The organism is Fibrobacter sp. UWH5 (assembly GCF_900142505.1).
Taxonomy (GTDB): domain Bacteria; phylum Fibrobacterota; class Fibrobacteria; order Fibrobacterales; family Fibrobacteraceae; genus Fibrobacter.
Map to the genome: position 1 here is coordinate 1 of NZ_FRBB01000028.1, position 24,887 is coordinate 24,887.

At 49.1% G+C, this 24,887-nt stretch carries 17 protein-coding genes; 10 read left to right on the plus strand and 7 right to left on the minus strand.

Annotation, left to right across the window (positions count from 1 at the left end; all coding sequences use genetic code 11):
- The first annotated feature begins 477 nt into the window (after positions 1–477).
- Positions 478–4,761, plus strand: a complete 4,284-nt coding sequence (locus tag BUB38_RS14920; protein WP_073161533.1) for a fibro-slime domain-containing protein — start codon at positions 478–480, stop codon at positions 4,759–4,761.
- Positions 4,762–4,847: 86 nt separating this feature from the next.
- On the opposite strand, the gene BUB38_RS14925 is transcribed toward BUB38_RS14920, so the two are convergent.
- Together BUB38_RS14925 and BUB38_RS14930 are read right to left on the minus strand one after the other, a co-directional pair.
- The gene (locus tag BUB38_RS14925) at positions 4,848–6,728 is read right to left on the minus strand and encodes an ABC-F family ATP-binding cassette domain-containing protein (RefSeq protein WP_073161534.1); all 1,881 of its coding nucleotides are present in this window, start codon (positions 6,726–6,728) and stop codon (positions 4,848–4,850) included.
- Between the two features lie 41 nt (positions 6,729–6,769).
- On the minus strand, positions 6,770–7,762 hold the full coding sequence (locus tag BUB38_RS14930; RefSeq protein WP_073161535.1) for a lysozyme family protein: 993 nt from the start codon (positions 7,760–7,762) through the stop codon (positions 6,770–6,772).
- A 39-nt stretch (positions 7,763–7,801) separates the two neighbouring features.
- On the opposite strand from BUB38_RS14930, the gene BUB38_RS14935 reads away from it, so the two are divergent.
- Entirely contained in the window at positions 7,802–8,188 is a 387-nt protein-coding gene (locus BUB38_RS14935; protein WP_073161536.1) for a co-chaperone GroES, read from the plus strand.
- A gap of 58 nt (positions 8,189–8,246) precedes the next feature.
- On the opposite strand, the gene BUB38_RS14940 is transcribed toward BUB38_RS14935, so the two are convergent.
- The 3 genes from BUB38_RS14940 to aroC form a co-directional block, all read right to left on the minus strand.
- Positions 8,247–9,719 (minus strand): hypothetical protein, encoded by a 1,473-nt coding sequence (locus tag BUB38_RS14940; protein WP_073161537.1) that lies wholly within the window; start codon positions 9,717–9,719, stop codon positions 8,247–8,249.
- Between the two features lie 101 nt (positions 9,720–9,820).
- The gene (locus tag BUB38_RS14945) at positions 9,821–10,792 is read right to left on the minus strand and encodes a tetraacyldisaccharide 4'-kinase (RefSeq protein WP_073161538.1); all 972 of its coding nucleotides are present in this window, start codon (positions 10,790–10,792) and stop codon (positions 9,821–9,823) included.
- Between the two features lie 56 nt (positions 10,793–10,848).
- Positions 10,849–11,931 (minus strand): chorismate synthase, encoded by a 1,083-nt coding sequence (aroC, locus tag BUB38_RS14950; RefSeq protein ID WP_073161539.1) that lies wholly within the window; start codon positions 11,929–11,931, stop codon positions 10,849–10,851.
- A 105-nt stretch (positions 11,932–12,036) separates the two neighbouring features.
- Between aroC and BUB38_RS14955 the strand changes: the two genes are divergently transcribed.
- The 3 genes from BUB38_RS14955 (at position 12,037) to BUB38_RS14965 (ending at position 14,005) form a co-directional block, all read left to right on the plus strand.
- Positions 12,037–12,624, plus strand: a complete 588-nt coding sequence (locus BUB38_RS14955) for a hypothetical protein (protein WP_073161540.1) — start codon at positions 12,037–12,039, stop codon at positions 12,622–12,624.
- 347 nt (positions 12,625–12,971) lie between these two features.
- Complete coding sequence (locus BUB38_RS14960) at positions 12,972–13,556, plus strand: NADH peroxidase (RefSeq protein ID WP_073161541.1); 585 nt, start codon at positions 12,972–12,974, stop codon at positions 13,554–13,556.
- A gap of 44 nt (positions 13,557–13,600) precedes the next feature.
- Complete coding sequence (locus tag BUB38_RS14965) at positions 13,601–14,005, plus strand: Fur family transcriptional regulator (protein WP_073161542.1); 405 nt, start codon at positions 13,601–13,603, stop codon at positions 14,003–14,005.
- A 114-nt stretch (positions 14,006–14,119) separates the two neighbouring features.
- Here the strand turns inward: BUB38_RS14965 and BUB38_RS14970 are convergent, their stop codons facing one another.
- Both BUB38_RS14970 and BUB38_RS14975 read right to left on the minus strand, forming a co-directional pair.
- Entirely contained in the window at positions 14,120–14,776 is a 657-nt protein-coding gene (locus BUB38_RS14970; RefSeq protein ID WP_073161543.1) for a potassium channel family protein, read from the minus strand.
- A 100-nt stretch (positions 14,777–14,876) separates the two neighbouring features.
- Positions 14,877–16,283, minus strand: a complete 1,407-nt coding sequence (locus BUB38_RS14975; protein WP_073161544.1) for a TrkH family potassium uptake protein — start codon at positions 16,281–16,283, stop codon at positions 14,877–14,879.
- Between the two features lie 78 nt (positions 16,284–16,361).
- Here BUB38_RS14975 and BUB38_RS14980 point away from each other — a divergent pair, with 78 nt between their 5' ends.
- The 5 genes from BUB38_RS14980 (at position 16,362) to BUB38_RS16155 (ending at position 24,713) form a co-directional block, all read left to right on the plus strand.
- Positions 16,362–17,258 (plus strand): bile acid:sodium symporter, encoded by an 897-nt coding sequence (locus BUB38_RS14980; protein ID WP_073161545.1) that lies wholly within the window; start codon positions 16,362–16,364, stop codon positions 17,256–17,258.
- Between the two features lie 6 nt (positions 17,259–17,264).
- Complete coding sequence (locus BUB38_RS14985) at positions 17,265–18,146, plus strand: DNA alkylation repair protein (RefSeq protein ID WP_139258475.1); 882 nt, start codon at positions 17,265–17,267, stop codon at positions 18,144–18,146.
- Between the two features lie 758 nt (positions 18,147–18,904).
- Positions 18,905–22,690, plus strand: a complete 3,786-nt coding sequence (locus BUB38_RS14990; RefSeq protein ID WP_073161547.1) for a type IIG restriction enzyme/methyltransferase — start codon at positions 18,905–18,907, stop codon at positions 22,688–22,690.
- Positions 22,656–23,963 (plus strand): hypothetical protein, encoded by a 1,308-nt coding sequence (locus tag BUB38_RS14995; RefSeq protein ID WP_073161548.1) that lies wholly within the window; start codon positions 22,656–22,658, stop codon positions 23,961–23,963. Before BUB38_RS14990 ends, BUB38_RS14995 begins: the two co-directional genes overlap by 35 nt.
- A gap of 27 nt (positions 23,964–23,990) precedes the next feature.
- Positions 23,991–24,713: a hypothetical protein gene (locus tag BUB38_RS16155; RefSeq protein WP_139258476.1), complete on the plus strand. Its 723-nt coding sequence runs from the start codon at positions 23,991–23,993 to the stop codon at positions 24,711–24,713.
- Positions 24,714–24,887: the final 174 nt, after the last annotated feature.

The window sequence follows — 24,887 nt, forward strand, 5'->3', positions numbered from 1 at the left end:
GAACACGGAAGTCAAGCCTCCTATCGCCGATGGTACCTGGCCTACGGGTCCGGGAGAGTAGGTCGCCGCTGGATTCACGGGCCCCCCGAGGAAAACCTCGGGGGGCCCTTTCTTGTTTATGTCCATCGCCGTCGCGCCGGGGCGTCGACGCGGGCATCGCCCGCCGTACATGGGCGCGGCTTCGGCCCACCGCACCTGCCGTCGCCAGGCGCAGGCCATGAGCTGTCGCAGGAGGCTTACCGGGAAAGGCGTACCCTGCCGGCGGCCTTTCCGCCTGTCCCCAGGTTTGCGGGGCCTGCCCGACGAATACCCTTCAAAAAAGTGTTTTGAAATTTTGATGCAATTGGGCTTTTAGAGTTCAAAGATGCCTTGAGTTATTCTCAACGTTACTTCTTTTATAACGCTTATTTTTATTCCTATATGGAATAAAGAGTTTATTTTAGCTTGTAAGTGTTTGAGAAAGGAGTGTTGTGTTTTATGAAACACAATTTGTTTGTTGTATTGTTGGTTTTATTGAGCGCAGTCGTTTCTAATGCGACTTTGACTATTCACCTTCAGTCCCCTTATCGTGATGATGCTGTAAAGGGTAATGAAAGTGTCTATACTTACCATATTACCGGTGAAGTGACCAGCTGGAATGCTGATTTTGGTAAAACGTCTAACACAAGGATGACCCCGGAAGGTGATCATTGGTATTCCTATACCTGGAATAAGACAGTGGCTGATTATCCTAACGGTGGCGGGTTCAAGATCAATGTTTGCTCCGATACCGCAAGCGCCAGCACGACTTACAACAACAAGTGCGAAATGTGGGACCTTTCCGATGGTATGTCCTTCAAATCCATGTTCAACAATGAAGTTGAAATTTGGCTGTATACCGACGGAACTTCCTATACGGCTTCTTTTGTGGCTCCTGGTTCCAAGATGGTGTGGTTCAAGAGTCCTTGGGGTAACAAGGTCTTGCCGCAGATGATTTTTGGTCAGGACACAATTCTGATGCGTTTTGTTCCGGATGACAAGTCCTCTTGCGGTTGGTTCTATGGAGCCATTTCTCCGGCGGCGATGAAGGCCAATCCGTTGAAGTCTGCTCATTTTGTTCGTAATCGTACGCCTTATATGAGTGTCCCTGCTGCAGGTACGTTGGATCTGTCTGATGCACTGGATGCTTTCGATACGGTTTATGTTGATGGCACTTCTGGTGACTTGACGCCCGCCGCTGCGATGGGGACCTTGGGCACCTGCTTTGATTCTACTCGTGTTCTTCATGTTTACCATCCCTGGCGCAATAATTCCACATTCAAGGATAGCTTGCTGTATATTAGCGTCGGCAGCAATATTGTGAATAACCCCACTGCCATGGAAAGGGATTCTTATCCTTTCTGGTTCAGTTATGAGTTTTCTCCTGCCGTGGCAGCGTCTCAGGATTGGAAGTCTACGATGGCTGTGGTCAATTTCTACCGCCGTCAAAATGAATGGCCGCAGGTCACTTTCTTCTCTGAAGCTCAGCGCCCCCTGATTGCGTCTTTGTTCCCCCAGGGCGTGTACGAAGCCTGGATTCATACCCGCTCCAATGGGGCTTATGATGTGCTGTATTCACCCCTTGAACCGAAGGTGGTCCGTTTGATGAGCCCCTGGGACAATATGTCTCCGGCCATGATCGTGGCTGATGATACCGTGAAGATGGGTCCTATTGCTGCAAATGCCTATGATTCGACTCAGAGCGATACTTGTGGCTGGTACCAGGGTACCTATTTCAAGCATACCGATGACTGGTCTGTTCATTTTAAGCAGTCTTTCGGAATGGAGTACTACGCTCTTGAAGGTCTTATGGGTGAGGGTGGCGGAATGGGATCTGCCATTTCCCTGGATTCCATGATGGCCTTGTATGATACGGTTTGGGTTTACCCGTATCCGCTTTCTTCTAGCGCTCCGAAGTTCAGCGAGGTGTTCCCGGGACGTCTGGGGATTTGCCCCACCATGAAGATTTCGGCAATGCTTCTGGACTGGGCTGGTGAATCTTATGATGATGCCATCGATATTGACTTTGGCGGTATTTATGGCGGTAATGCCTATACGACAATTGTGCAGGGGACCAAGGAGTATAAGACTTGCGGTGGCCATGTTCTTGGCATGGTGCAGGAAACCCTCAGCCCCGATGGTTTGCCTCTTCGCGTGGATTCCCTGATTTTCCCCTGGGACCAGTGTTCTGCCGGTCGTGAAATTGACAAGTGGTTCATTCCGGAAGTGGTTGCTGTTGGCCCTGACGGCAAGGAATATACCAACGCCACCTGCCGCGATATTGATTTGAAACTGGATGCGGAAGGCTTCTGGCTGGCTGATGTGACGGAATCTCCTAACGGTTGTAACGATCCTATTAATCCTGGTTTCTATCCGTTAGACGATTTTGAATATCTGGATTCAGCCAAGACGATCAAGAACCCAAAATTTGACTGGGATGTTCAGGGCTGTAAACACAACTACAGCTTCTCCATGAAGATTTCTGCCCAGTTCAAGTATGTAAAGGGTCAGTATTTTGAATTCCGTGGTGATGATGATGTATGGGTCTTTATCAATAACCGTCTGGTGGTGGATATTGGCGGTTGCCATAGCCCTGTGGAAGGTGCTGTTGATCTTGATACTTTGGGCCTGGTTGAAGGTACGGAATATCCGTTCCAGATTTTCTTCTCGGAACGAAACGCAACGGGTTCCAACTTCAAGATGCGTACGTCCATCAATCTGCAGACCCAGAAGACTTACTTCCCGGTGCAGAAGTATAATCCCAATGGTGTCATTGAATATGAACTGAAGCAGTTGCTGATTGATGAGTCCTTGAGCTGCGATGTTTCCAGCGTGACCAAGGTGGACACCGCCTATGCTCAGACAGTGTTTAAGTTGGTGGGCGGAAGGTTGCCTACAGAGGGCATTCTCCTGGAACCTGGCCTGAATTATGGTGGTATCTGGATTAGCGAGAACATGTCGGCATTCACTGTGGATACCACCGCGTTTGTGAATTCCCGCCTCCTGGATCCTGGTACTTATGTGTTGATCTGCTACCTGGCTTCGGATCAGTCTCAGTATCAGATGATCACCTTTGTGGTGCCGGAATATCCCTTGCCGGATATCGCCTTCGTAGATGTCTTTACTCCTAGCGATAGCTTGTTGTTGCTGGATCCTGATGGTTTGACTCTTCGTGGTACGGTTCTTGGCGCTGATGGTGGCAAGAACGATACCCTTCTGGCGCATGTGACTTACCCTGATACGGTTCCTCTGAAAATTGTGCTCCTGTTTGGAAGTCGCCCCTGTGGCAATATGGATGAAGGCTCCAGTGTGAACTGCACCGTGAATTTGAATCTTTATACTAATGATCCTATTGGTTTCCTGGGTGTAGACAAGCAGCGCATTACCGAGATTTCTACAGATTCCCTGGGATATGCCCAGTTCTATGTGGTGGGTGATTCTGCCGTTAACGAAGGATCCTTTGTCATATATGGCAATGGCGTGGCCAATGAATTGATCTGGCGTAATATTCACTTCAAGGAACCTCCCGTACCTTTCGTAACCACTGCCCAGATGTTTGATGTTACAGGCGACGGTATTGTGGATAGTCTGGTGATTCCCTTTAGCAAGCCTTTCAAGGATGTGGTTCCTGATACCCTTTCCTGGAATTTTGGCGGAAGCACTTTCTACAATATCAACGGAATGGAAAATGTCTGGCCTCTGGTCCTTCTGGATTCTGTTGTTACTTTGTACAATCCGGAAGGCTTGAAACCCGACGTGTTTACTGGCGTTGCTGATAAAAAGTATGAGGGTACCTTGAGGTATCATTATACCTACATAGATGAAGATTCCGGCGATGAAGTTAAACTGGATATGAACACCTCCATTGAAGACAAGGTGGCTCCGGTTATCTTGAGTGCGGTTATCGAAAATCGCTCCAGCGATATGAGCGTTGTGGTTATCAGCTTGAGTGAAGGCTCTGATCACGCGGGTCTCAACACCAACGATCTCTTTGAATTCTACAGGGATTCCGCCTATTTCAATGATTCGCTCCTGATAACCGGTGTGGCTTTCAACAAACAGGAAAATGTTGTTTCTGTATTCTTTAATAGAACTCCTCAAGGGACATTACCTGCCGTTGGTGATTATGTCCGTCTGACTCCCGGAACTCTCAAGGACCGTTCTGGAAACGCAGCCCACTTGAACAACCCCAGGGTTCGTATCGTGGGTGAACAGAGAACTGAACTTGCCGTACCCGGTGTGGTCACGATCAACGGTGAAACTCCCTGGCCTTATGAAGATCCTATTGTTCCCATTTCTGTACCTTCTAACAAGACTATCAAGGAGATTACGGATAGCCTAGGTTTGCCTGGTTTGTTGCTGGGATTCAACATTGGTGAATTGGCAACTACCATGATCATGAATTTGCCTTCTGGTGCAAACCGTGATTCTGCACTGGCTCTGGTTAGGATTGTCTGGGATGGTTATTACTTCTCCCATATCGGAAATTTTGTGAATGAAGCTCATGGAATAATTGCATGTAATGACAGAACTGTCTTCTACAATGCCGAAAATCCGGAAAAGTCCAACTGTTACGATAATCCTGGCAACATTTTCTTTGAATGGAATGCCCGTAGCGAAAATGGACGCCTGGTAGGAACTGGTGCCTATATTACAAAGACCAAGGTGCGAATTTATTCAGGCAATGAGAAGGCCGGCGATACCGAGGATACATATACACTTGGTATTAAGCGTTCTAAATAAAAGTCTAACCTATAAAAGCGCAGAGTTCAACTCCGCGCTTTTAATTTATTGAAATTCGTACAGGGTCCGTCTATAAAAGCGGCCTGTTAGTCGAGGGGATACTTGTCCTTGGCGGCATCCAGTTCGGTGCTCTTGAGTTCGTATTGGCTGTAGAGATCGTCGATCTTTTTCTTGACGTCGTCCATGTCCTTGGCGATGGCTGTAATGGCGGCACCGTCACCGGACTCGGAGGCGGCAACAAGCTTTGCTTCCAGTTCGCCTGAAAGTTCCTCGGCCTTGGCAATATCGTCTTCAATTTTGGCGATGGCTTTTTCTAGAGGCTTGATGACCTTGGAGCGTTCGGCGATGTAGTCGGCACGGGCCTTGCGGTCCATCTTTGCAGAAGGAACGTCGGACTTGGCTTGAACTGCATCCTTGGTGACATCGATGTTGGAAAGTTTTGCGTTTTCGCCATCCATTCCACCGGGTTTCTTTTCGGCGGACCAACCTACCTTTTCAAGGAAGTCGGCGTAGGAACCTTCGAAGATTCGGCACTGGCCGCCATCGAAAACAACCAGACGGTTGGCGAAGGCGTGGAGCAATTCTTCGTCATGGGTCACCACCATGGCAGAACCTTCATAGTCTTCCAGGGCGTCGATAAGGCTTTCGATGGATTCCATGTCCAGATGGTTGGTGGGTTCGTCAAGAAGCAACAGGTTGCATTCCTCGGCGAGAATCTTGCCCAACAGCACGCGGCTGCGTTCACCACCGGAAAGGACCTTGATCTTTTTCAGGGCGTTGTCGCCGCTGAACATCATGAGGCCTGCGAGACCGCGGGCACGACTCTTCTGGGAAACTTCCTTGATGGCGGTGGCGATTTCTTCTTCCACCGTGTTGTCCAGATTGAGGCGGTTGATGTTTGTCTGGCCGAAGTAGTTAATCTGCAGGTTGGGATTGTGGCAGATTTCGCCAGAGGTAGGCTGCAGTTCCTTTGCGATCAGGTTCAGCAGGGTGGTTTTACCGCGACCGTTGGGGCCAATGATGGCAATGCGGTCGCCCTTGAAAACTTCGAATTCCAGGTCGGTTATGAGTTCGGGACCTTCACCGTATTTAAAGTGGAGGCTGTGAACCTGGAGCATACGCTTGCCGGGGAAGGGGGCCTCGGTAAAGCAGAAATCCAGATTGCGTTCGTGGGTCAGGCGCTCACCAGTGGCAAGCTTTGCTGCGGCCTTGATCTTGGACTGCACCATGGCAGCCTTGGCGGCCTTGTAACGGAAGCGTTCGATGAGCTGATCTAGCTGGGCCTTTTTCTTGGCCTCGTTTTCCTGGGTGCGCATGGCCACTTCTTCTTCTTCGGCGATGGTTTCGCGAAGCTTTTCTACAGTGCCCTTGACCTTGCGAATCTTGTGACGGTGAATGCCGATGGTGTGGGTGCAGACTTCATCCATGAAATGATGGTCATGGGTAATGAGCAACACTTCGCCCTTCCAGTTTCTGAGGAAGCGACTGAGCCAACGCATAGACACAATGTCCAGATAGTTGGTAGGTTCGTCAAGCAGAAGCATGTCGGGTTCGGAGGCCAGCACCTTTGCCAAGTTCAGACGGATCTGGAAACCGCCGGAAAGAAGCATTGGGTCCTTCTGCATGGATTCTTCATCGAAACCCAGACCGAAGAGAATTGCTTCCACCTTGTGTTCTTCAATCCAGCCGTCTTCATTGGGCTTCAGCACGCTGCAGGCTTCTTCATGAACCGTGGGCTTGGTAAAGTTGATGTGCTGCTGCAGATAGCCCAGCGTATACTTTTTAGGAATGTCGATGACGCCACCGTCCAGGCATTCCTGGCCAAGGATCATCTTGAAGAGGGTGGACTTCCCGCAACCGTTTCTACCTACGAGGCCGACGCGTTCGCGGGGGCCTACCAAAAAGCTTGCCTGGTCCAGAAGGACCTGCATGCCAAAAGACTTTGTAACGTTCTGTACTTGAATCACGAAGGCACAAGATAGAAAAATGCACCTAGCCCTTGTTCACCTTAATCCAAAGGCTTTAACCCATTTTCGTGATAGAACTGGATGTCTGCCATGACCTGGTCCACCCAACTTTTGATGAGGGGTGATTTTGTCCATTGGGCGTCGGTGTAGTTCATTCCCTGTTCTGGGTAAAAAGTGGCGATTGTATTTTCGAGACTAAGAACCTGTAGCTGTTTGCCCAACCTTTTGGCTCCCTCGAAAATCTGATTCAGTCCATCTATTTCGGGATCCTTTTTTTCAGTCGGATCATTGGCGTGGATAATGTGATCCTGTGCCTTATGGCCGCCCATGGCTAAAAGACCGTGGGTATCCTTGGGCCCCCTGAAGTTAAAGTCAAAGTTGGAAACGTGCCTGATCAAAGACATAAGAAGGGCGGGGTCAACCTGGTTTTCCTTGGCGGCTTCCATAACGGGGAGGGCTATAAGCTGTTCCTTGTTCCAGGGCGTGCCTTCATAGGATATCTGCAAGGTGTGGGTCGTAGACTCGTCGCTAAGTATGGCGACCTTGTAGCGGTTTCCCAGTTTCTTTTGCAGGAGCTTTTTTAGCTTGAAACCTCGATTCTTGAATTGCTTATATCCGCGAAGTTCAATTTGCAAGGTGTCGTCAAGTCGAACAAGAACTGGCTTTGTGGGCTTATCGACCACGTCTGCGTAGGTGTTTAGAATTAGCGGCAGAATATAGGACAACTCTGATTTTGGACGGCTCAGGTCGCAGGAAGAATCCAAGGTCAGATTTTCTGTAGAGGCAATCTTGTGGACCGCCTTTGCGGAGTATTCCATGAATACGGAATGGTCGTCGGTGGACTGGATTTCGGGAACCGGATGTACCTTGTAGGCGATGATGATTGCCGCTATGATGACTGTGGTGCAGATGATTACCCGCCTAAGGAGCTTTGCCCGGATCAATACCTTAAGCCAACTCCTGACTTTGGGGCTTTTCAGGAGGTAGGTGGCCAAAAAGGCAATGATGGCTGTCCACAGAACGATAAAGATCACCTTGTAAATATAGAGAAAAAGAAATTCTATCTTTAGGGTATGCTGAATCCGTTGAAGAATATCGTGGTCATTGGAGACCGTATTTTAATCAAGCCCCTTGAATCTGCCAACAAGACCGGAAGTGGCCTTTACCTGCCGCCCAGTGTCAAGGAACATGATGCGGTGCATACGGGATTGGTGGTGAAGGTTGGCCCGGGGTACCCGATTCCTGCCAGCCAGGATCCTGATGCCGTATTCCGAGGAGAATCCAGTGATAACGTGAATTACGTACCCCTCCAGGTGAAAGAAGGTGACGAGGCCCTGTACCTCCATGCCAGCGGTACGGAACTAGAAGTGAACGGTGAACGTTATGTAATCGTTTCCCAGAATGCGGTGATGCTGGTGGTACGCCCTGTCGTTCCTGACGACGTCTCGTCTATCGTATAAAAAAACGCGGCTCTAAGGCCGCGCTCCGTAAGTAAAACATTCGACAATGTTGTTGGCCCTAGGTGGCCGAAGTCTTGCCCAGGCTCTTGAAAAGTTCCAGGGTTTCCTTTAGCGTGTTGGCTGTAACGTTGTTTGCCTCGAAGATGGAACGGACTTCGCCCTGGATGGAATCAAACAGCTGCTTGTTGCAGAAAAGATTTTCTCGCAGGGCCTTGTTGGCCTGGTAAAGGTCCCTAAGAGCGAACAAATACTTTGTCTGCTTTTCGGTCTGGGCGACCGCTTCCTTCTTGTACTCTTCCAGTTTGACCTTCTTTTCGGCGGCAACTTGGGGGTCGTTTTCCTTGAGGATGTAGCTGGGCAGCGTGGCGAAGTCTTCGAACTTTGCGGTTGCCGAAAGGTTTCGTGACATGGAACTGCGGAGACCCACGTTCTTCACGGAGGAGTCGATGGAAATGGTGCAACTGGAAGTTCCATGGTAGTTGCAGCGGACGCGAGTTTCTACCTGTTTAAGTTCGTTAAACGGATTGAAATCCTCGTCGGATTCTACATAACGTAACGGAACGTACAAAGGGGTAGGTTCGCCGGCAATGGTAATGCGGTACGAAAGGCAAGGCTCGTTGTTGAACATCTTTGTTTCGTACAGGTTGTTGCTGCTGTGGAGCAAGGTCTTCACCTTGCTGTGCAAAGTCTTGGCGTCGTAAGGCTCATGAAGCATTTCGGGAATTTCGCTCATCATGACAGATTTTACGATACCGGGGAAATTTTCGGTAATGGTGCTGTTGGACGTTGCCTTGCCCCAGATCGGCATGCCCAGGAACAGAATGTCGGTAATGACGGTCTGCTTGCGTCCGTTAAAGAATGCGATGGCTCTGGCGATGTTGGCTAGGGCGAGCCACTTGCGGATCGGAACGTAGATGTCGCTCTGGTCGCAAAGTTCTGCCAGGTGGCTAATGACGCGCAATGTTTCGTGGCTCAGTTCTACCTTCTTGATTTCTTCGCACCACTGTTTGCGCTCTTCCTTGGAAACGGTCAATGCTTCAGGAATGGATACGTTCTCGAGACGGTCCAGGTTCTGTAGCAAATCGCAGAGGGCTGCCGGAGAAAGACTGTCGGGCAAAGAAATGGTCAGGGTTATCTGGTCCGCAATTTCGGCGCGGTTCAGCACGCTCTCGGGACGCTGGTCGCTGGAAATTGTCAGTGCGGCGCCCTTGCGGTTATGCAGGGCAATCTGGATGTTTTCCTTGGCCACGTCGTCGGCGGGATTGAAATCCTGGAAGGCGATAAAGTCGTACTTTTCCAGACCCTCGGGTAACTGCTGTGTATGGCGGTTAATCTTGAGGTGGTTGGATGCCTTGAATGTCTGGGCTAGACGATCGGTAAGCATGGTCTTTCCGGAACCGGCGCGGCCATAGATAAAGAAGGGTTCGCTAGTCACCGTAGCGAGAAATCCAAGCTGGATGCAGGTCTCCCTTTCGGGAATGCCGTTGTTCAGTGCCTGCAATAATTCCGAAATACGTTGAGTCAGTGTCATATTATCCTTCCTAGTGGTAAAAATATAACAACTGAAAAAACTCCTTTACACTGAAAAAGGGAAACAAACCTCTTTTTGAAAAAAATGCAGTTTGTCTGGGACTACGATCCCGCGAGCAACAGGTCTATATGGTGGATTGCAGAAAGGGAAACGCTAACTTTTTGGTAAACGGTAAAGATGTTGGGATGGTTCCGCATTTTTTCGTCGAGTCTACAAGCGTCTTTCTGCGTGATGATGATTGCGTCTCCGGGGAACCGCTCAAGAAGTGCCGCCAATTTTTTAGGGAAGCTGCGGTCATGATCTTTCAGGAGGCGGTTGTCCACCGTAGGAATCCCGAAGGAATCCAGGTCCTTTAAAAAACGTTTTGGGGAACCGATTCCGCACACGGCTCTTGCCCGATGAAAACGCCCCAGGGATTGAGGAAGCGATTCGCCTTGAGCATTTGCGATGCGGTCTATGTGAAATTCAATGTGGTCTTCGCAAGAGAGGTTCAGTGTGCTTTCGCCTTGAGGGTGGTCCTCGGGAAGGCTTCGGCAGGGGCCTGCGGGCCATAGCTGCCCGATGCCGCCACCTTCAGAGGGAAGGTCTTCCTTCCACCGTAAGATAATGTTGACTGCCCCCGTAAGTCGGCTGTCTTCAAAGCCGTCGTCGCAGATGATGTATGCGGGCGGAGTCTTCCGCTGTAAAAGCTGCAGGACTGTGCGATGGCGGTTTCCTGTCCCGATGACCTCTATAAAATTAGACGTACCGGTCTGCTTACCCCCATCCCCTAGGGATTCAATTTCTTCGCGGAGCATCTGGATTTCGTCGTAGGCGTAGGAATGGCAGAGGATGGCGACGCCCTTGGTGTGGGGCCCGTTTTGTGGCTGTGACAATCGCTTGGCCAGCCAGAGGCAGAAGGGGGTCTTGCCGGCGCCGCCGGTGCGGTAACTGCCCACCACGATCAGCTTCGTGGAGCCCAGTTTTTTTGGGAGGGTGAGGTCGGGGCGCAGGGCAACTTTATGGTGTAGCAAATACGCCGCCCTATAACAGGCGGCGGCTATTTTAAGAAGGTTCCGTCGAACTGATTTCATTTTTCAGATTGACCTAAAAGCACCACATGTGCGCCCTACTGTCTACTACCTATACCCTACAGACAGTGTCTCTTTTGCTGCAGGACCAGGTCGGCCAGGACCAGGGCGGCCATGCTTTCGACTATCACCGGAGCGCGGACTGCCACGCAGGGGTCGTGACGGCCTTTGGCCAGAAGCTGACCGTTTTCGCCACCGCGGCCGGCCGTGTTCTGGTTCTGGCTGATGGTGGCGGTGGGCTTGAAGGCCACCTTGCAGTAAATGGGTTCGCCGTTGCTGATGCCACCCAGGGAACCGCCTGCGTTGTTGGTCTTGGTGTGGTAGTTGTGGCCGTCGAAGAACAGTTCGTCGTTGTGTTCGCTGCCGTGCATGCGGGCGGCGGCAAAACCGCTACCGATCTCGAAACCCTTGCTGGCGGGAATGGAGAGCATGGCCTGGGCCAGCAGGGCATCCAGGCGGTCGAAAACCGGTTCGCCCAGGGCGACCGGCGGATTCTTGACCAGCAGGCAGACGGTTCCGCCTACGCTGTCGCACTTGGTGCGGGCGTCCATGACCACTTCTTCCATCTTGGCGCTGGCGGCGGGATCCGGGCAGCGGACGGGAGAGGCTTCGATCTGTTCCAGGGTCAGGGTGTTCAGGTCCAGGGGGCCGCAGTCCACTTCGCCGATGGAGTTGACCCAGGCGATGATTTCGGTTCCTGCCACCTGCTTCAAGAGCTTCTTGGCCACGGCGCCAGCGGCAACACGGCCGATGGTTTCGCGGGCGGAACTGCGTCCACCGCCGCGGTAGTCTCTAAAACCGTACTTCAGGTCGTAGCACAGGTCGGCGTGGCCCGGACGGTACCACTTCTGGATTTCGGCGTAGTCGTGGCTGCGCTGGTCTTCGTTAAAGACAGCGAAGGAAATGGGTGTACCCGTTGTTTTTCCTTCAAAAACGCCAGAAAGGATGCGAACCTGGTCCTTTTCGTCGCGGGGAGTGGTCATCTTGTTCTGACCGGGGCGACGGCGGTTCAGTTCGGCCTGGATGTCGGATTCGTCGAGGGGGAGTCCTGCAGGGCAACCGTCAAGGACGGAGCCTACGCCTGCGCCATGGGATTCACCCCAGGTCGTAACGGAAAAAATCTTACCAAATGTGCTAGACATGCTCAAAATATAGCTAAAACACGTTTTTACACAAAAAAAATTGTCAATGGGGGTGCAATCTAACAAAAGTTTACTATCTTTTACATTGGTTTTTAGGAGACCGCCGTGCAACGTATCGTATATTTCATTGTGATATTGACAACACTTCTGTCTACAGGAGTGTTTGCTCAGCATGGTAACGATTTCGCCGGTATCCCCTTTGGATCTTCCCGTGAAGAAGTCATTGAAGAAGTGATGAAGATGGGGTATGAACCTTTTGGTCAGCGTGCTGCAGGTGATCATATCGTTATCCCCGTCTACAACTTCGGCGAACTTCCGGTGCAGGTCGACTTCATTTTCAATAAGAACGACAAGTTCTATTCCTTTGAAATTCGGACTGGTCGTGTTGAACGTGCCCGGCTGAGTAAGTCCTTCGAGGCTGCAGGTTACATGTCTGACCAGTTCACCTTGAAGTATGGCAAGTCCAGTGGCGCTCCCACCATCGATGAAACTTCTACCCTCAAGGAAAACTACCGCAACATGTTCCAGCAGTGGTTCTCCGTGAAGACTCTCGATGTAGACGTTTCCATTATTCAGAAGGACGGGCGCTACTTTGTTCTCGGTACCGTTGTCCATCGTAAGCTTGCCACCGAAAAGAAGGCTCGTGGCGAAACGAAGACTGAAAAGACGACTATCGAACGTCCGGTGTTCTAATAAGCAAGAATTCGAACCGCTGATTTTTGAAGAAGCTCCGCAAAGATGCGGGGCTCTTTTTTTTGTATACGTAAATCAACTGCTAGACGGATGGAATCCTTTTGGGGAGTTCTGTTTCGGGCTGGCAGTTGATTCTTGTAATAATTAAAAAAAAAGTACATCAAAGGTCTTGGCAACTAATTGTAATTGATTTAAATTTGTAATGATTACAAATAATGATGGTGCAGAAAGGTTTGCAACGGATCTTCCGGATGGTGAATCTAATATGCAGAACCCAATTAACCCGCGCGATGGTTTTATGGCAATAGGCATTGCGCACATCCCGGCAAGGGCCGAAGGAGAATCATATGAAGGTTTGGAAGTGCAAGGTTTGCGGATACATCCACATGGGTGAAGAAGCTCCGGAAGTATGCCCCCTCTGCAAGGCTAAGAAGACCGCTTTCGTTTGCGAAGGCGAATCTGCAGCAACTGCCGCCTCTAACGGCGCAAAGGTCGTAAAGACTGTTTTCGCTGACGAACACAAGGTGGGTATCGCCCAGGGTCTGGATCCCGAAGTGGTGCAGGGTCTTCGCGAAAACTTTAACGGTGAATGCTGCGAAGTGGGTATGTACCTTGCCATGAGCCGTCAGGCTGATCGCGAAGGCTACCCCGAAGTGGCTGAAGCCTACAAGCGCATCGCTTTCGAAGAAGCCGAACATGCCGCGAAGTTTGCTGAACTCCTTGGTGAAGTGGTTCACGCCGACACCAAGATGAACCTCCAGCTCCGCGTTGCTGCAGAAGCCGGCGCAACCGAAGGCAAGCTGGCTCTCGCCAAGCGCGCCAAGGAACTGAACTACGACGCTATCCACGACACCGTCCACGAAATGTGCAAGGACGAAGCACGTCACGGTGGCGCTTTCGAAGGTCTCCTGAACCGTTATTTCAGCAAGTAACTAGGGTCGCGGCGGATGCCGCAATGACTTTAGCGTGAGGATTTATGAAGCAGACTGCAGATATTCTGACTAGCAAAGGCATTCGCCCCTCTGTGCAGCGGGTGACTGTGCTTCATTACCTGCGGGGCGTAAAGACTCACCCTACAGTTGATACCATCTATCAGGACTTGTTGCCTGAAAACCCTTCGCTGTCCCGCACTACGGTGTACAATACGCTGCAGTTGCTTAGCGATAATGGGCTGGTGCTTACTCTTGACTTTGGCGAGGGCTACCTGCGTTACGACGCCGACTGCAGCCCCCATTGCCATTTCAAGTGCAAGTGCTGCGGCAATGTCTTTGACCTGATGTCGCCTCCGCCGGACTGTTCGACCATGCTGCCCCAGGGCTTTAACCTGAGTGCGGTGCAGTTGAGCCTGTTCGGTACCTGCCCGAAGTGTTCAGGGCACTAGGCCATGCGCGGAATCAAGTGAACTTGTTCTCTATAAGTAAAGAAGGCCCCGGTTCCTACCGGGGTCTTTCTTTTTTTAAAGGTATGCGGGACAGGCCTGCTAACCTATATATAATTAAGCCTTGAACTTGTCCAGGGCTTCGTTGGAGCCGATGACCAGGAGCACGTCGTTTTCCTTGAGGGGGTAGTCGGCGATGTTACCGATCTTGGGAGTGGGTTCCAGGGGGTCGCGGATGGCAATCACCTGGATGCCGTACTTGTGGGTGAGGCTCAAGTCCTTGAGGGTCTTACCCCAGAAGGATTCGGGGCAGGCGATTTCCACGATGGAGAAACCTTCCATGAAGGGCAGGTAGTCCAGCATGTTGGGGCGGTTGAGACGTTCGGCCAGGGAAATGGCCATGTCGCGTTCCGGGTGGAAAATGTCGGCGACGCCCAGCTTTTCGAGAATGGTGGTGTGGGCGGGGCTACTGGACTTGGCGATAATGTGCTTGACGCCCAGTTCGCGGAGGTTCAGGACGGTGAGGAGGGAGGCCTGGAGGTCTTCGCCGATACAGCAGATGACGCTGTCCACCTTGGCGAGGGGCAGGGACTGGAGCTGCTTTTTGCGGGTGCCGTCGGCAACAACTGCCTGGGCCACCTGGTTAGAGATGTCCTGGATCTTTTCGGGGCTGGGGTCCACAACCATCACATCGTGACCGAGTGCAGTCAGGTGACGGGCCAGGAAATAGCCGGTGTTACCCAGGCCGATAACTACAAATTGTTTAGAAGCCATGTGGGCAAAAATAGCAAATAGAGGAAAGGTTAAAGCGTAAAGGTGACGTTTAAAGGTGCATCCAGTCTCTTTATCCTTTAACCTTTAGGCTTTCCGCTGATTAGCCGACCATAATGTCTTCTTCGGCGTACCACATGCCGTCTTCCTGCTTCTTCGCCACGGCGGAAATCAGGAACAGGGGGCCCATGCGGCCTACGAACATGACCGTGCAGACCACGATCTTGCCGGGGATGGACAGGTCGGGGGTAAGTCCCATGGAAAGTCCGCAGGTGCTGTAGGCGCTGACCACTTCGAAGAATACCTTCAGGAAGGAGCCTTGGGCGTTGGAGGTGCCTGCGGCTTCGGTTTCCAGGAGGACCAGGGTGGCGACTACGATAACTACGATGGCCACGACGAAGATTCGGACGGCCTTATCGACGGTGGTTTCGGGAATGGTGCGGCCCAGAATCTGGGTCTTTTTGCGGCCCAGCAGTCGGTTGAAGCCCAGGAGGGCGATCACGGCCGTGGTGGTGGTCTTGATACCGCCGCCGCAGCTACCGGGGTTTGCGCCGATCAGCATGATAATCACGAAGAAGAACAGGGAGCCGACGCTGAGGCTTGGGACGTCGATGGAGTTGAGACCTGCGGTTCGGCTGGTAAAGGCCATGAAGATGCTGGTTTCAAGTTTCTGCCCGAAACTCAGGTCCGAGAAGACGTTGCCCCATTCGCTGAAGATAAAGAAGGCGATACTGACGGTAACGATAATGAGGGTAAAGCTGATGGCGATACGGCTATGGAGCGAGATTTTTCGAAAGGCTCGCTTCTTGAAGTCGTACATGTACTGGATTTCGGTAATGGCCAGGAAGCCGAAACCGCCGGCCAGGGCCAGGATGCAGGTGGTGATGTTCACGATGGGATTCAGCTGGAAACGGACCAGGGAATCGGGGAACAGGGTGAAGCCTACGTTACAGAAGGAACTGATTGCCTGGAAGATGCTTCCGAAAATGCGGTCGTAGAGGCTGTACTGCACCAGGGCTTCTTCGGTAAACTGGGTGAAGTAGAAGATGGCGCCGATGCCTTCCAGGATGAAGGTAAAGGGGAGGACTGCCTTCAGGATCTTCTGGGCGTCCACGTTACCTTCCTGGGTGTAGTTGGCCAGTAGGGCGGACTGGTGGTTGAATCCCGGATGCATACCTGCCAGGAGGATGATCACCGTAGAAATTGTCATGATTCCGAGACCGCCTGCTTGCATGAGGAGGACCAGGATCCAGTTGCCGATGGGGCTGAAGCTTGCGCTGATATCAATAGTAGAAAGCCCGGTGACGCAAACGGCGGAGGTTGCCGTAAAGAAGGCGTCCAGAACGCCGATGGGTTCGCGCTGGGCGAAGGGCATGGAGAGAAGGAAGGCCCCCAAGGTAATGAGGGAGAGGTAACCCGACACGATCATCAAGATGGGGTTTCCGTTTTTCTTCTTCTTTTCAAAGGCCTTTTCGAGATAGTCGAAGGCTTGGTACCTAGAATGTAACATGGGGACAAAGATAGTAATTTGGGGGAGGGTGTCGAGCCTTGCCGAGGGGGGGGGACGTTTTCTAAATTGCGCGCCGTTATGAAGAATTTGCGCGCTATTTTGATGCCGATTGCCATTATTCTTGGCATTTTGTTGCCTCAGGCCAGCGTTCTTGCGCCGACCCTCCCTTTCCAGATTGGAACCATGATGCTGTTGACCTTCATCGGCAAGGTCCCGCCCCAGGAACATGGTTATACCTTCAAGATCGAGGTTCGTGCCTTTATCGCCAGCATGCTGCTGCTTGCCCTGCTGTGGGTGAGCGTTGAAGTTTTCGGGCTGCCTCGTGACGTCTTGCTGGGTGGCGCCATTATCTGCCTTTGTCCGCCGGCAAACGCCGCCCCCGCCATGGCCAAGATGCTGGGCGGAAACCCGGTGCTGGCTTTGAAGATCTTTTTAAGTGGGCACTTGATCGCCTGCTTCAGCATCCCTATTATATATGGTTACCTGACCGGTTCCGAGGCGGGTTTTGCTGAAATCGCCCTCCGAATCTTCAATTCTATCCAGCCGATTATTTCTATCCCGTTGGCCTTGGCTCTTGGGGTCCGCTCCTTCTACCCGGAAATTGCCGACAAGGTGGCGAAATTCTCCAAGTACACCATCTTCATCTGGACTTTCAGCGTCTTCGTGATTCTTGCCAAGGCTAGCCGCGATATCCGCGAAATGGGTTTTGCCGATCTGTGGAATAGCGGCACCTTGCCCCTGCTTGCCGTTGTGGCGTTGGTCCTTTGCATTTTGCAGTTTGTGCTGGGCTGGTTCTGCGACAAGAAGCACCCCATCGAAAGTTCCCAGAGCATGGGCCAGAAGAATACCACTCTGGTCATCTGGATCGCAAGTCTCTATGCCGGCCCCGTAGCCGCCATCGCTCCCACCTGCTATGTGGTGTGGCAGAACCTGGTGCTTAGCTACATGAGCGCCCGAGTCAAGCCGAAGAAGTAGTATCTTTTGAATATGACTCACAGGGAACTCGTCAAGAAACTTTTTGAAAATCAGGATTTGAAGTACAAGGATTTCCACCTGCCCTTGGTGCCGGGGATTTCCTGTGACTCCCTTATCGGGGTGAGGGTTCCTGTACTGCGAAAGCTGGCCAAAGAATTTTTTGGTACTGCTAAAACTTCGGGCAAGTCGCAGGCTGGGGCCGCGCGGACCGTTGGTGGGTCCATCGCGAAGTCCGTGGGCAGTTCCATTGCGCCGGATGTGGCCAAGTTCATGGACTCGCTTCCCCACAAGTACTTCGAGGAAAACCATATCCATTCCATGCTGCTGGAGCACATCAAGGATTTTGACGAGTGCCTTGCCCGCACGGAACAGTTTTTGCCCTACATAGACAACTGGGCCATTTGCGACGGGAAAAAGCCCCGGGCCCTGCTGAAGGATGTTCCGCAATTTCTGAAACGCATTCAGGAGTGGGTCAAGTCGGACCACCCTTATGTGGTGCGGTTCGGCATCAACATGCTGATGGACTTGTTCCTGGATGACCGTTACGACCCGAAGTTTTTGAAGTGGGTGGCCGCGGTGGATACGGCAAAGTTCAAGTCGTTGCCGGATGGGGCTCCAAGTGGGTCGGCTGCGGTGATGGCGCCGAACCCGAGGGTGGCTGCTGCAACTCCCGCAGGCGTTACGCTTGCGAATCCCGAATACTACGTGCAGATGGAAGTGGCCTGGTATTTCGCTACCGCCCTTGCAAAACAGTGGGACGACGCTGTGCCTTATATTGAAAAACGAAAACTAGACCCGTGGACTCACAACAAGGCCATCCAGAAATCTATCGAAAGCTTCCGCGTGACCGACGAGCATAAGGCATATTTGCGGACGCTGAAGGTTTAAATTGCTGTGGTTGGATGTTGAACGGAAGGTGTTTTTGCGAAATTGGGTTACTAAATGAGCTTTTTGACGACATTTAGTAACCTAGAGTTTGTACAAACTAATTAGAAATTTGGGTTTTGTTGAAAAACGGGGTTACTAGTCAAGTTTTTTATGGTCTTTTAGTAACCTGAATTCAAAAATGAAAACGCCTGATAATGGAAATTGACTAAAAACATTACATATAAACTAAAAATAAGGTCACTAAAAGTCTTAATCAGCGGGTTTTAGTAACCTATTTTGGAATTTTTTGTCTTTCCCGGAACAACTAATAGGTGTTTAGCCCTTTGTTGAACTACATTTGAGGATCATGTCTGGTAATCTGCAATCAAGAATCCTTCATCTGCCGGCATCGACGGCCAACAACCGGATGCGTAAACGTAAATTTCCGCCAAGTCCGCATCGAGCATCACCTTTACCCCGCGGATGGTATATATCCGCGACTTGAGCAAATCCTCGTCTATCAGGGAAAATCCGGGCTTTTTCGGCGCGACGGCCTCGGCCGCACTGGCCGCACCAGTTTGTCAATAGGCCCGCGCGATATTCTGAAAAATATTTTGGTGGGGGAAGTCTCCCCCTCGCTCCAACCGCCTTCGGCGTTTTTCGCTACCCCTTCTAGCGGGGACACCCCGCAACGCCCCGACTGCAAAAATAAACGAGATTTGCCTCGGAAACCTTGAAATTGCCATCTTTTGTCTTCAAAAAGGGTATATTTCCCTTGTATGTCAATCAAGTTCATTTCGCCTAAAAAGTCCGTCAATTCCGCGTTCCTCAAGCTCCCTGTTTCCGTCGAAAAGATGGAGGATTTCAAGCTTTCGCTCAAGAATCTTTATAGCAAGCGGAACGCAGCGCAGGACGAAGAATACCACAAGGGCGAAATCTGGAATTTTTTACGCAAGATTTTTGAACCTGATTATTCGGTGCAGGTCAACCGCCCGATAGACCTTGCAATTTTTAACGGGAATACGGCAAGTGCAAAGCCGGCGGTGATTATCGAAGCGAAGTCGCCGACGAATGTTGCGGAAATGTTTTCGGCGGAGCACCCGAACGTAAAATCGTTGCAGGAACTCGTCTATTACTTTATGCTGGAATACGTGCAATCGGGCAATCACGAAATCAAGTGGCTCGCCATCACGAATTTTGACGAATGGTATTTCTTCGACGTAAAAGACTTTATCCGCTATTTTGGGAACAAGACGAAACCGATATACGATCAGTTCCTAAAATTCAAGGCGAATCAGATGAGCGGCAACAAGACCTCCGATTTCTACAACGAAATCGCGAAACCCGCCATCGACGACTTCCTCGCCTCCTGCGACATCAACGTCGTGCATTTCAGCCTTGCAGATGCTTGCAAGAACGTCATTGCGAGTCCCGGATCAAAGTCCGGGATAAACTCCACGAAGCAATCTAATGCAGCGTGTCATCCTGAGCGGAGCGTAAGCGGAGTCGAAGGATCTAAAAAGCTCCTCCCTCTCTACAAATTCCTCTCCCCGGAAACTCTCCTTGCCAAGCCTTTCGCAAACGACAGCAACAGCCTTGACCGCAATTTTTATGCGGAACTCTTGCACATCATCGGCCTCGAAGAAGTAAAAGAAGAAAAGGGCGGCAAGAAAGTCATCCGACGCAAGAACCCCGCAAATCGCGACAAGGCGAGCCTCCTCGAAAGTGCCATCTACCAGCTTGAAGACGATTTCCCGAACAAGGAAGAATGCGAGGCGATGGCACTCCGTCTCTGCATCACATGGGTGAACCGCCTGCTGTTCCTGAAACTTGTCGAATCGCAAATCCTCATGTATCAAAAGGGCGATGCATCGTACCGGTTCATGAGTACAGACAAAATAGCGAACTTCGACGAACTGAATATTTTCTTTTTCAAGGTACTCGGCAAGAAAATCGAGGATCGCGACGAAGACGTACTCAAGCGTTACCCGAACGTCCCTTACCTGAACAGTTCACTGTTCGAGCCGACCGAAGACGAAAAGCACCTGAAAATCCGAGGCATTCCCGATGCCCAGATGGAAATTTTCAACAAGACTGTCCTGAAGGACGAACGCGGCAAACGTGCGAAAGGCACTCTCCCGAATCTGGATTACATCTTCAAGTTTCTCGATGCGTATAACTTTGCAAGCGATGCCCAAGGCGGTGTGACCTCTACGAGCAAGACGCTCATCAACGCGTCGGTTCTCGGACTCATCTTCGAAAAAATCAACGGCTACAAAGACGGCAGTTTCTTTACGCCGGGGTTCATCACCGACTATATGGCCCGCGATGTGCTGGAACGGACCGTGGTGCAGAAGTTCAACGAGAAAAAGTCCTGGAAATGCGAAAATTTGGAAGATGTCTCGGACAAGATTGAGGACATTTCAGAAGCGAATGAAATTGTCGATGATATCCACGTTGCCGATGTCGCCGTAGGTTCTGGACATTTCTTGGTGTCGGCCCTTAATCGCCTGCTTGCAATCAAATCGGAATTGAACATTTTGTGCGATGCGGACGGCAAACGCATCAAACGTCGCGACCTGATTTTGAAAGTAGATAACGATGAACTTTCTGTTGTTGATGACGAGGGCGAACCGTTTGAATACAAGCCGGGCAACGAAGAAAGCCAGCGGTATCAAGAAGCTTTGTTCAACGAGAAACGTCGCATTATCGAGAATTGCCTTTTCGGCGTTGACCTGAACCCCAATAGCGTGAACATCTGCCGTTTGCGCCTTTGGATTGAACTTTTGAAGAACGCCTACTACACCAAGGAAAGTGACTACAAACAACTCCAGACACTCCCGAACATCGACATCAATATCAAAGTCGGTGATTCGCTGCTGAGCAAATACCCCGTGCAGAACGGGTATGTCGTTTTGGACTTTTTGCAGAAAGAAGACAAGGCCGACAAGAAAAACGGACTCGCCGCGAAACTCAAGGAATACAGGAAAAACGTTCAGGATTACAAGGCGGGCGGAACGAGCTACAACAAGCAACAGCTTCGCCTGAACATTGCTGGTCTCAAGTCGCAACTCAAGGAGCCGCCCAGCATCGACCTCTTCGGAAACGTAGTCAAGAACAACGATATTGATTTTTCCAACTCGCTTGAATGGATGTTCGAATTCCCAGAAATCCTCGACGACGAAGGCCGCTTTACAGGCTTCGACGCCATCATCGGAAATCCGCCGTATGTGCAACTCCAGAGCATGGGCGAGATGAGCGACGTTTACAGCAAACGGGATTACAGTTGCTACAACAAATCCGCAGACCTTTACTGCCTCTTTGTGGAACGCGCCTACAGCCTGCTGAAAAAGAACGGATATTTTTCGTTCATCATGCCGAACAAGTGGATGCTTGTGGATTACGGCAAGGAACTGCGAGAGTTTATGAGCCAGACCTCACTCAAGAAAATTCTCAACTTTGGCGATGTCCAGTTCTTTGCCGATGCGACCATTTACGTATGCATATTCGTATCGCAAAAGTCCGGCGACAAGATGCCTGTTTTGGCGTGCTCGCTGAACAGCAAGAACTATCACGGCGAATTTGAAAAAGAAGTCAAGGCGGCGACATTCGAGTTCTCGGCAGAAAATTTCGGTGCAAGCGAATGGAGCATCCGCAACAAACTCCACGATTCTGTATTGCAGAAAATGAACGTCGGAACGGCTCTGAAAGATATGCCGATTTCCATTAATTACGGCATCAAGACCGGCTTCAACGACGCGTTCTTTATTGACGGAAAGACGAGAGAAAAACTCATTGCCGAAGACCCCAATAGCGAAGATCTCATAAAGCCCCTGCTCCGCGGCCGAGACATTAATGTATGGGTGACGGAAAGCGATCAGTATCTAATCAATCCGCATAACGGAATAAAAGAAAGGAACATTGCGCCCATCAATATTGATGAATATCCTGCAATAAAAAAGCATCTTGATCAATTTATAGATAAGCTGGTTAAACGTGGGGATAAAGGCGATACGCCATACAATCTACGTAATTGCGCTTATTTGGAAGAATTTGCCAAACCGAAAATCATGTATCCGAACATGACATCGGTATTCCCGTTTACCTACGACGAAACCGGCTCTTTCGGCAACGACAAATCTTTTATCATTACGGAAAAGGACAATTCGCAGAATTTGCCAAAGGGAACGGAAAACGTCATTGCGAGCGAAGCGAAGCAATCCAATGCGGAATGTCACCCTGGAGCCGAAGGCGATAGGGCCCACTTACTAAAAGCCCTCCTCGCCATATTCAATTCCAACCTCGTCAAACTCTGGATATGGTATAACTGCCCCGAACTCATGGGCGGCACCCGTGAAATCCGCAAAGTCTATTTCGAAAACTTCCGCATCCCCCTAAATAACACGGAACTCCTACACCAACTCGCCACCCTCGCCGATGAAATCATCGCTGCGAAGAAAACCGGTGAAGACACAACGGAATTGGAAAAACGCGTGAACGAAATCGTCTATCAACTCTACGGCATCACCGATGCTGAAGAAATTGAAGCCGTGGAGAAGAGGTGAAATTATAAAGTATCTATTAAAAAATAAAGGAATAATGATGGAAATGCTTTCACTTACTTTTACTATTATTGGAACCTTTGTTACCTGTGAAGAAGCTATTCGTGGGGGAATATGGACTTCAATTAAAAGTTTTTTCAAATGGAGAAAAATACATAAAAAGAAATGGAATTCTGATGATCCAGTAGTTCAAGCTCTTTTAGAAGAATTCAAGAAAAGCGATAAATCAGATTTCACTTATTCAAAATTAGAGAAAAATGCCATTGAAGAAATTGCACAAAAATATATACAAGAAAAGGGGTATGATAAAACTCTAAATATAATTTGTAGACATTTTTTCAAGAATGCTATTGTGTCTATTTTAACGGACTTTGCCGACTATATTGATTTGGTTATGACGGAAGGGGAAAAGGTTTTACATAACGATATGACCAAAGGATTTGGGAAAATAGGAAAAAAAATAGACGAATCAACAAGTGAATTAAAAGACGCCATTATGGGAAATGGTTTAAGCCCTTCCTGGGACAATATTACTCTATTATTAGTAAATCCTAAATGTGATGCTGTGCAATTCGGAACATTTATTGTTAAAAAATGTGCTAGTTTTCTAGAAAATGCAGTAATGCTATACCCAAATACCACTGCATATATTTCTAATAAATATAGCATGCTTCTAAAACAATGTTTGTTAGAGTCGAATGCGGATGATCCATATGAGATTATCATAAAGCATTTATCAAAAAATTTTGAAGGATACGCCAAGCGACATGATGGCAACAATGATTTTTATTATAGTTCAGCATACGTCCACATTTTGAAAGAATGTGGCATTTGTCCCAAAAGTAATATTAATCTAGATTCAATTGTCAATTCTATTGTTGTTGGCTTAAAACAATGGATGAACTGGGAAAACGAAAATGCACTTTCTGAATATGTAGATTATTTCTTTGATGTATTGAATGATGATCAAATTGTGAGATTAGCAGAACCCTATACAGAAATTTTTATTGATGATAATAGAAGAGATTGTAGTCCTTATGGCTCAAAGGATCCGTTTAAAAATAAAGTGATTGCTAAAAAAATTGCAGAAAAAATAGTTGGAATAACAACAGGAAAACAAAATGCAATTTATCCTGCCATAAAGCATTTTTTTGCACCTAAAAAATGGAGTGGTGAAACAGATCCTGATTTTAAGAAAAGAATGTGGAGTAAATACAAAGAAAAACTAGAAGTTCTTAATATTAGCGAAATAGAATTCAGTAATATTTCGATATAATTGGTCAAAAAGTTTTTTTTGTAGCATATGTACAATAGAAAATTTAAAGCGTTGTGCGAATCCGTTTATAGAAAACCTTGTTTTACAGACAAGCCCTGTCCTGATGAATATAGATGTGTTGTTAATATAGAAAATAGCTCTATTTCAGAAAAATCTGAAAATGATGAATCCTTGCCTATAGTTGTTCTGATACTCGAATCTCCCCATAAAAGTGAATATAATCAAAGTACGAGAACCGCTATTCGTCCTGCAAATGGTCCTACGGGAATATCTATTGATGAAAATATTGCGAGTTTGTTGTCAGAAACCTATGGAAGCAGAACTTCTCATAGAGTTTGCCCGCCTAAAGTTTTATTGTATCTCGTTGAAGCAATATCTTATCAATGTAGTAATAATTTAGATTCGATTGATCACGAAAAGCGGGATGTATTATTTAGATTGGTTTGGGAAAAGTTTGGTAAAAGTGACTTTGAACGCCGAATGCGGCGACTTGAGCCGTTTGCAGTTATAAATGCCTGCACATGCTCAAAGCAAAATAGTACCATAAAATCGTACATAAATCGGTGTAATCGAATGATGAATAATCCAAACATTCGGAATAAATATAAACCTAAATATATGAATGCATTGAATGTTTTGGTGCAGGAATCTTTAGATTCGATTTGGAAATCTAATCAAAATGTTGATTTGCTATATTCAGCTCATCCATCAAGTCCAAATTTTAAAAGTAAAGGACTTTTTTTTAGATGAAAAGAATTGGAAAAATGAACATGTTTTTTGGCTCTTCATCAACATGTGTGGGTGGCTTCGCCACCCTTTTTTGTTGACATTCGCCTAAATTAAACAAAAAATGGGCTATTTTCTAAAATTTAATCGCCAAAAAAAACAGAAGAAAAAGCCCATGTCAAAATTATACAAATCCAT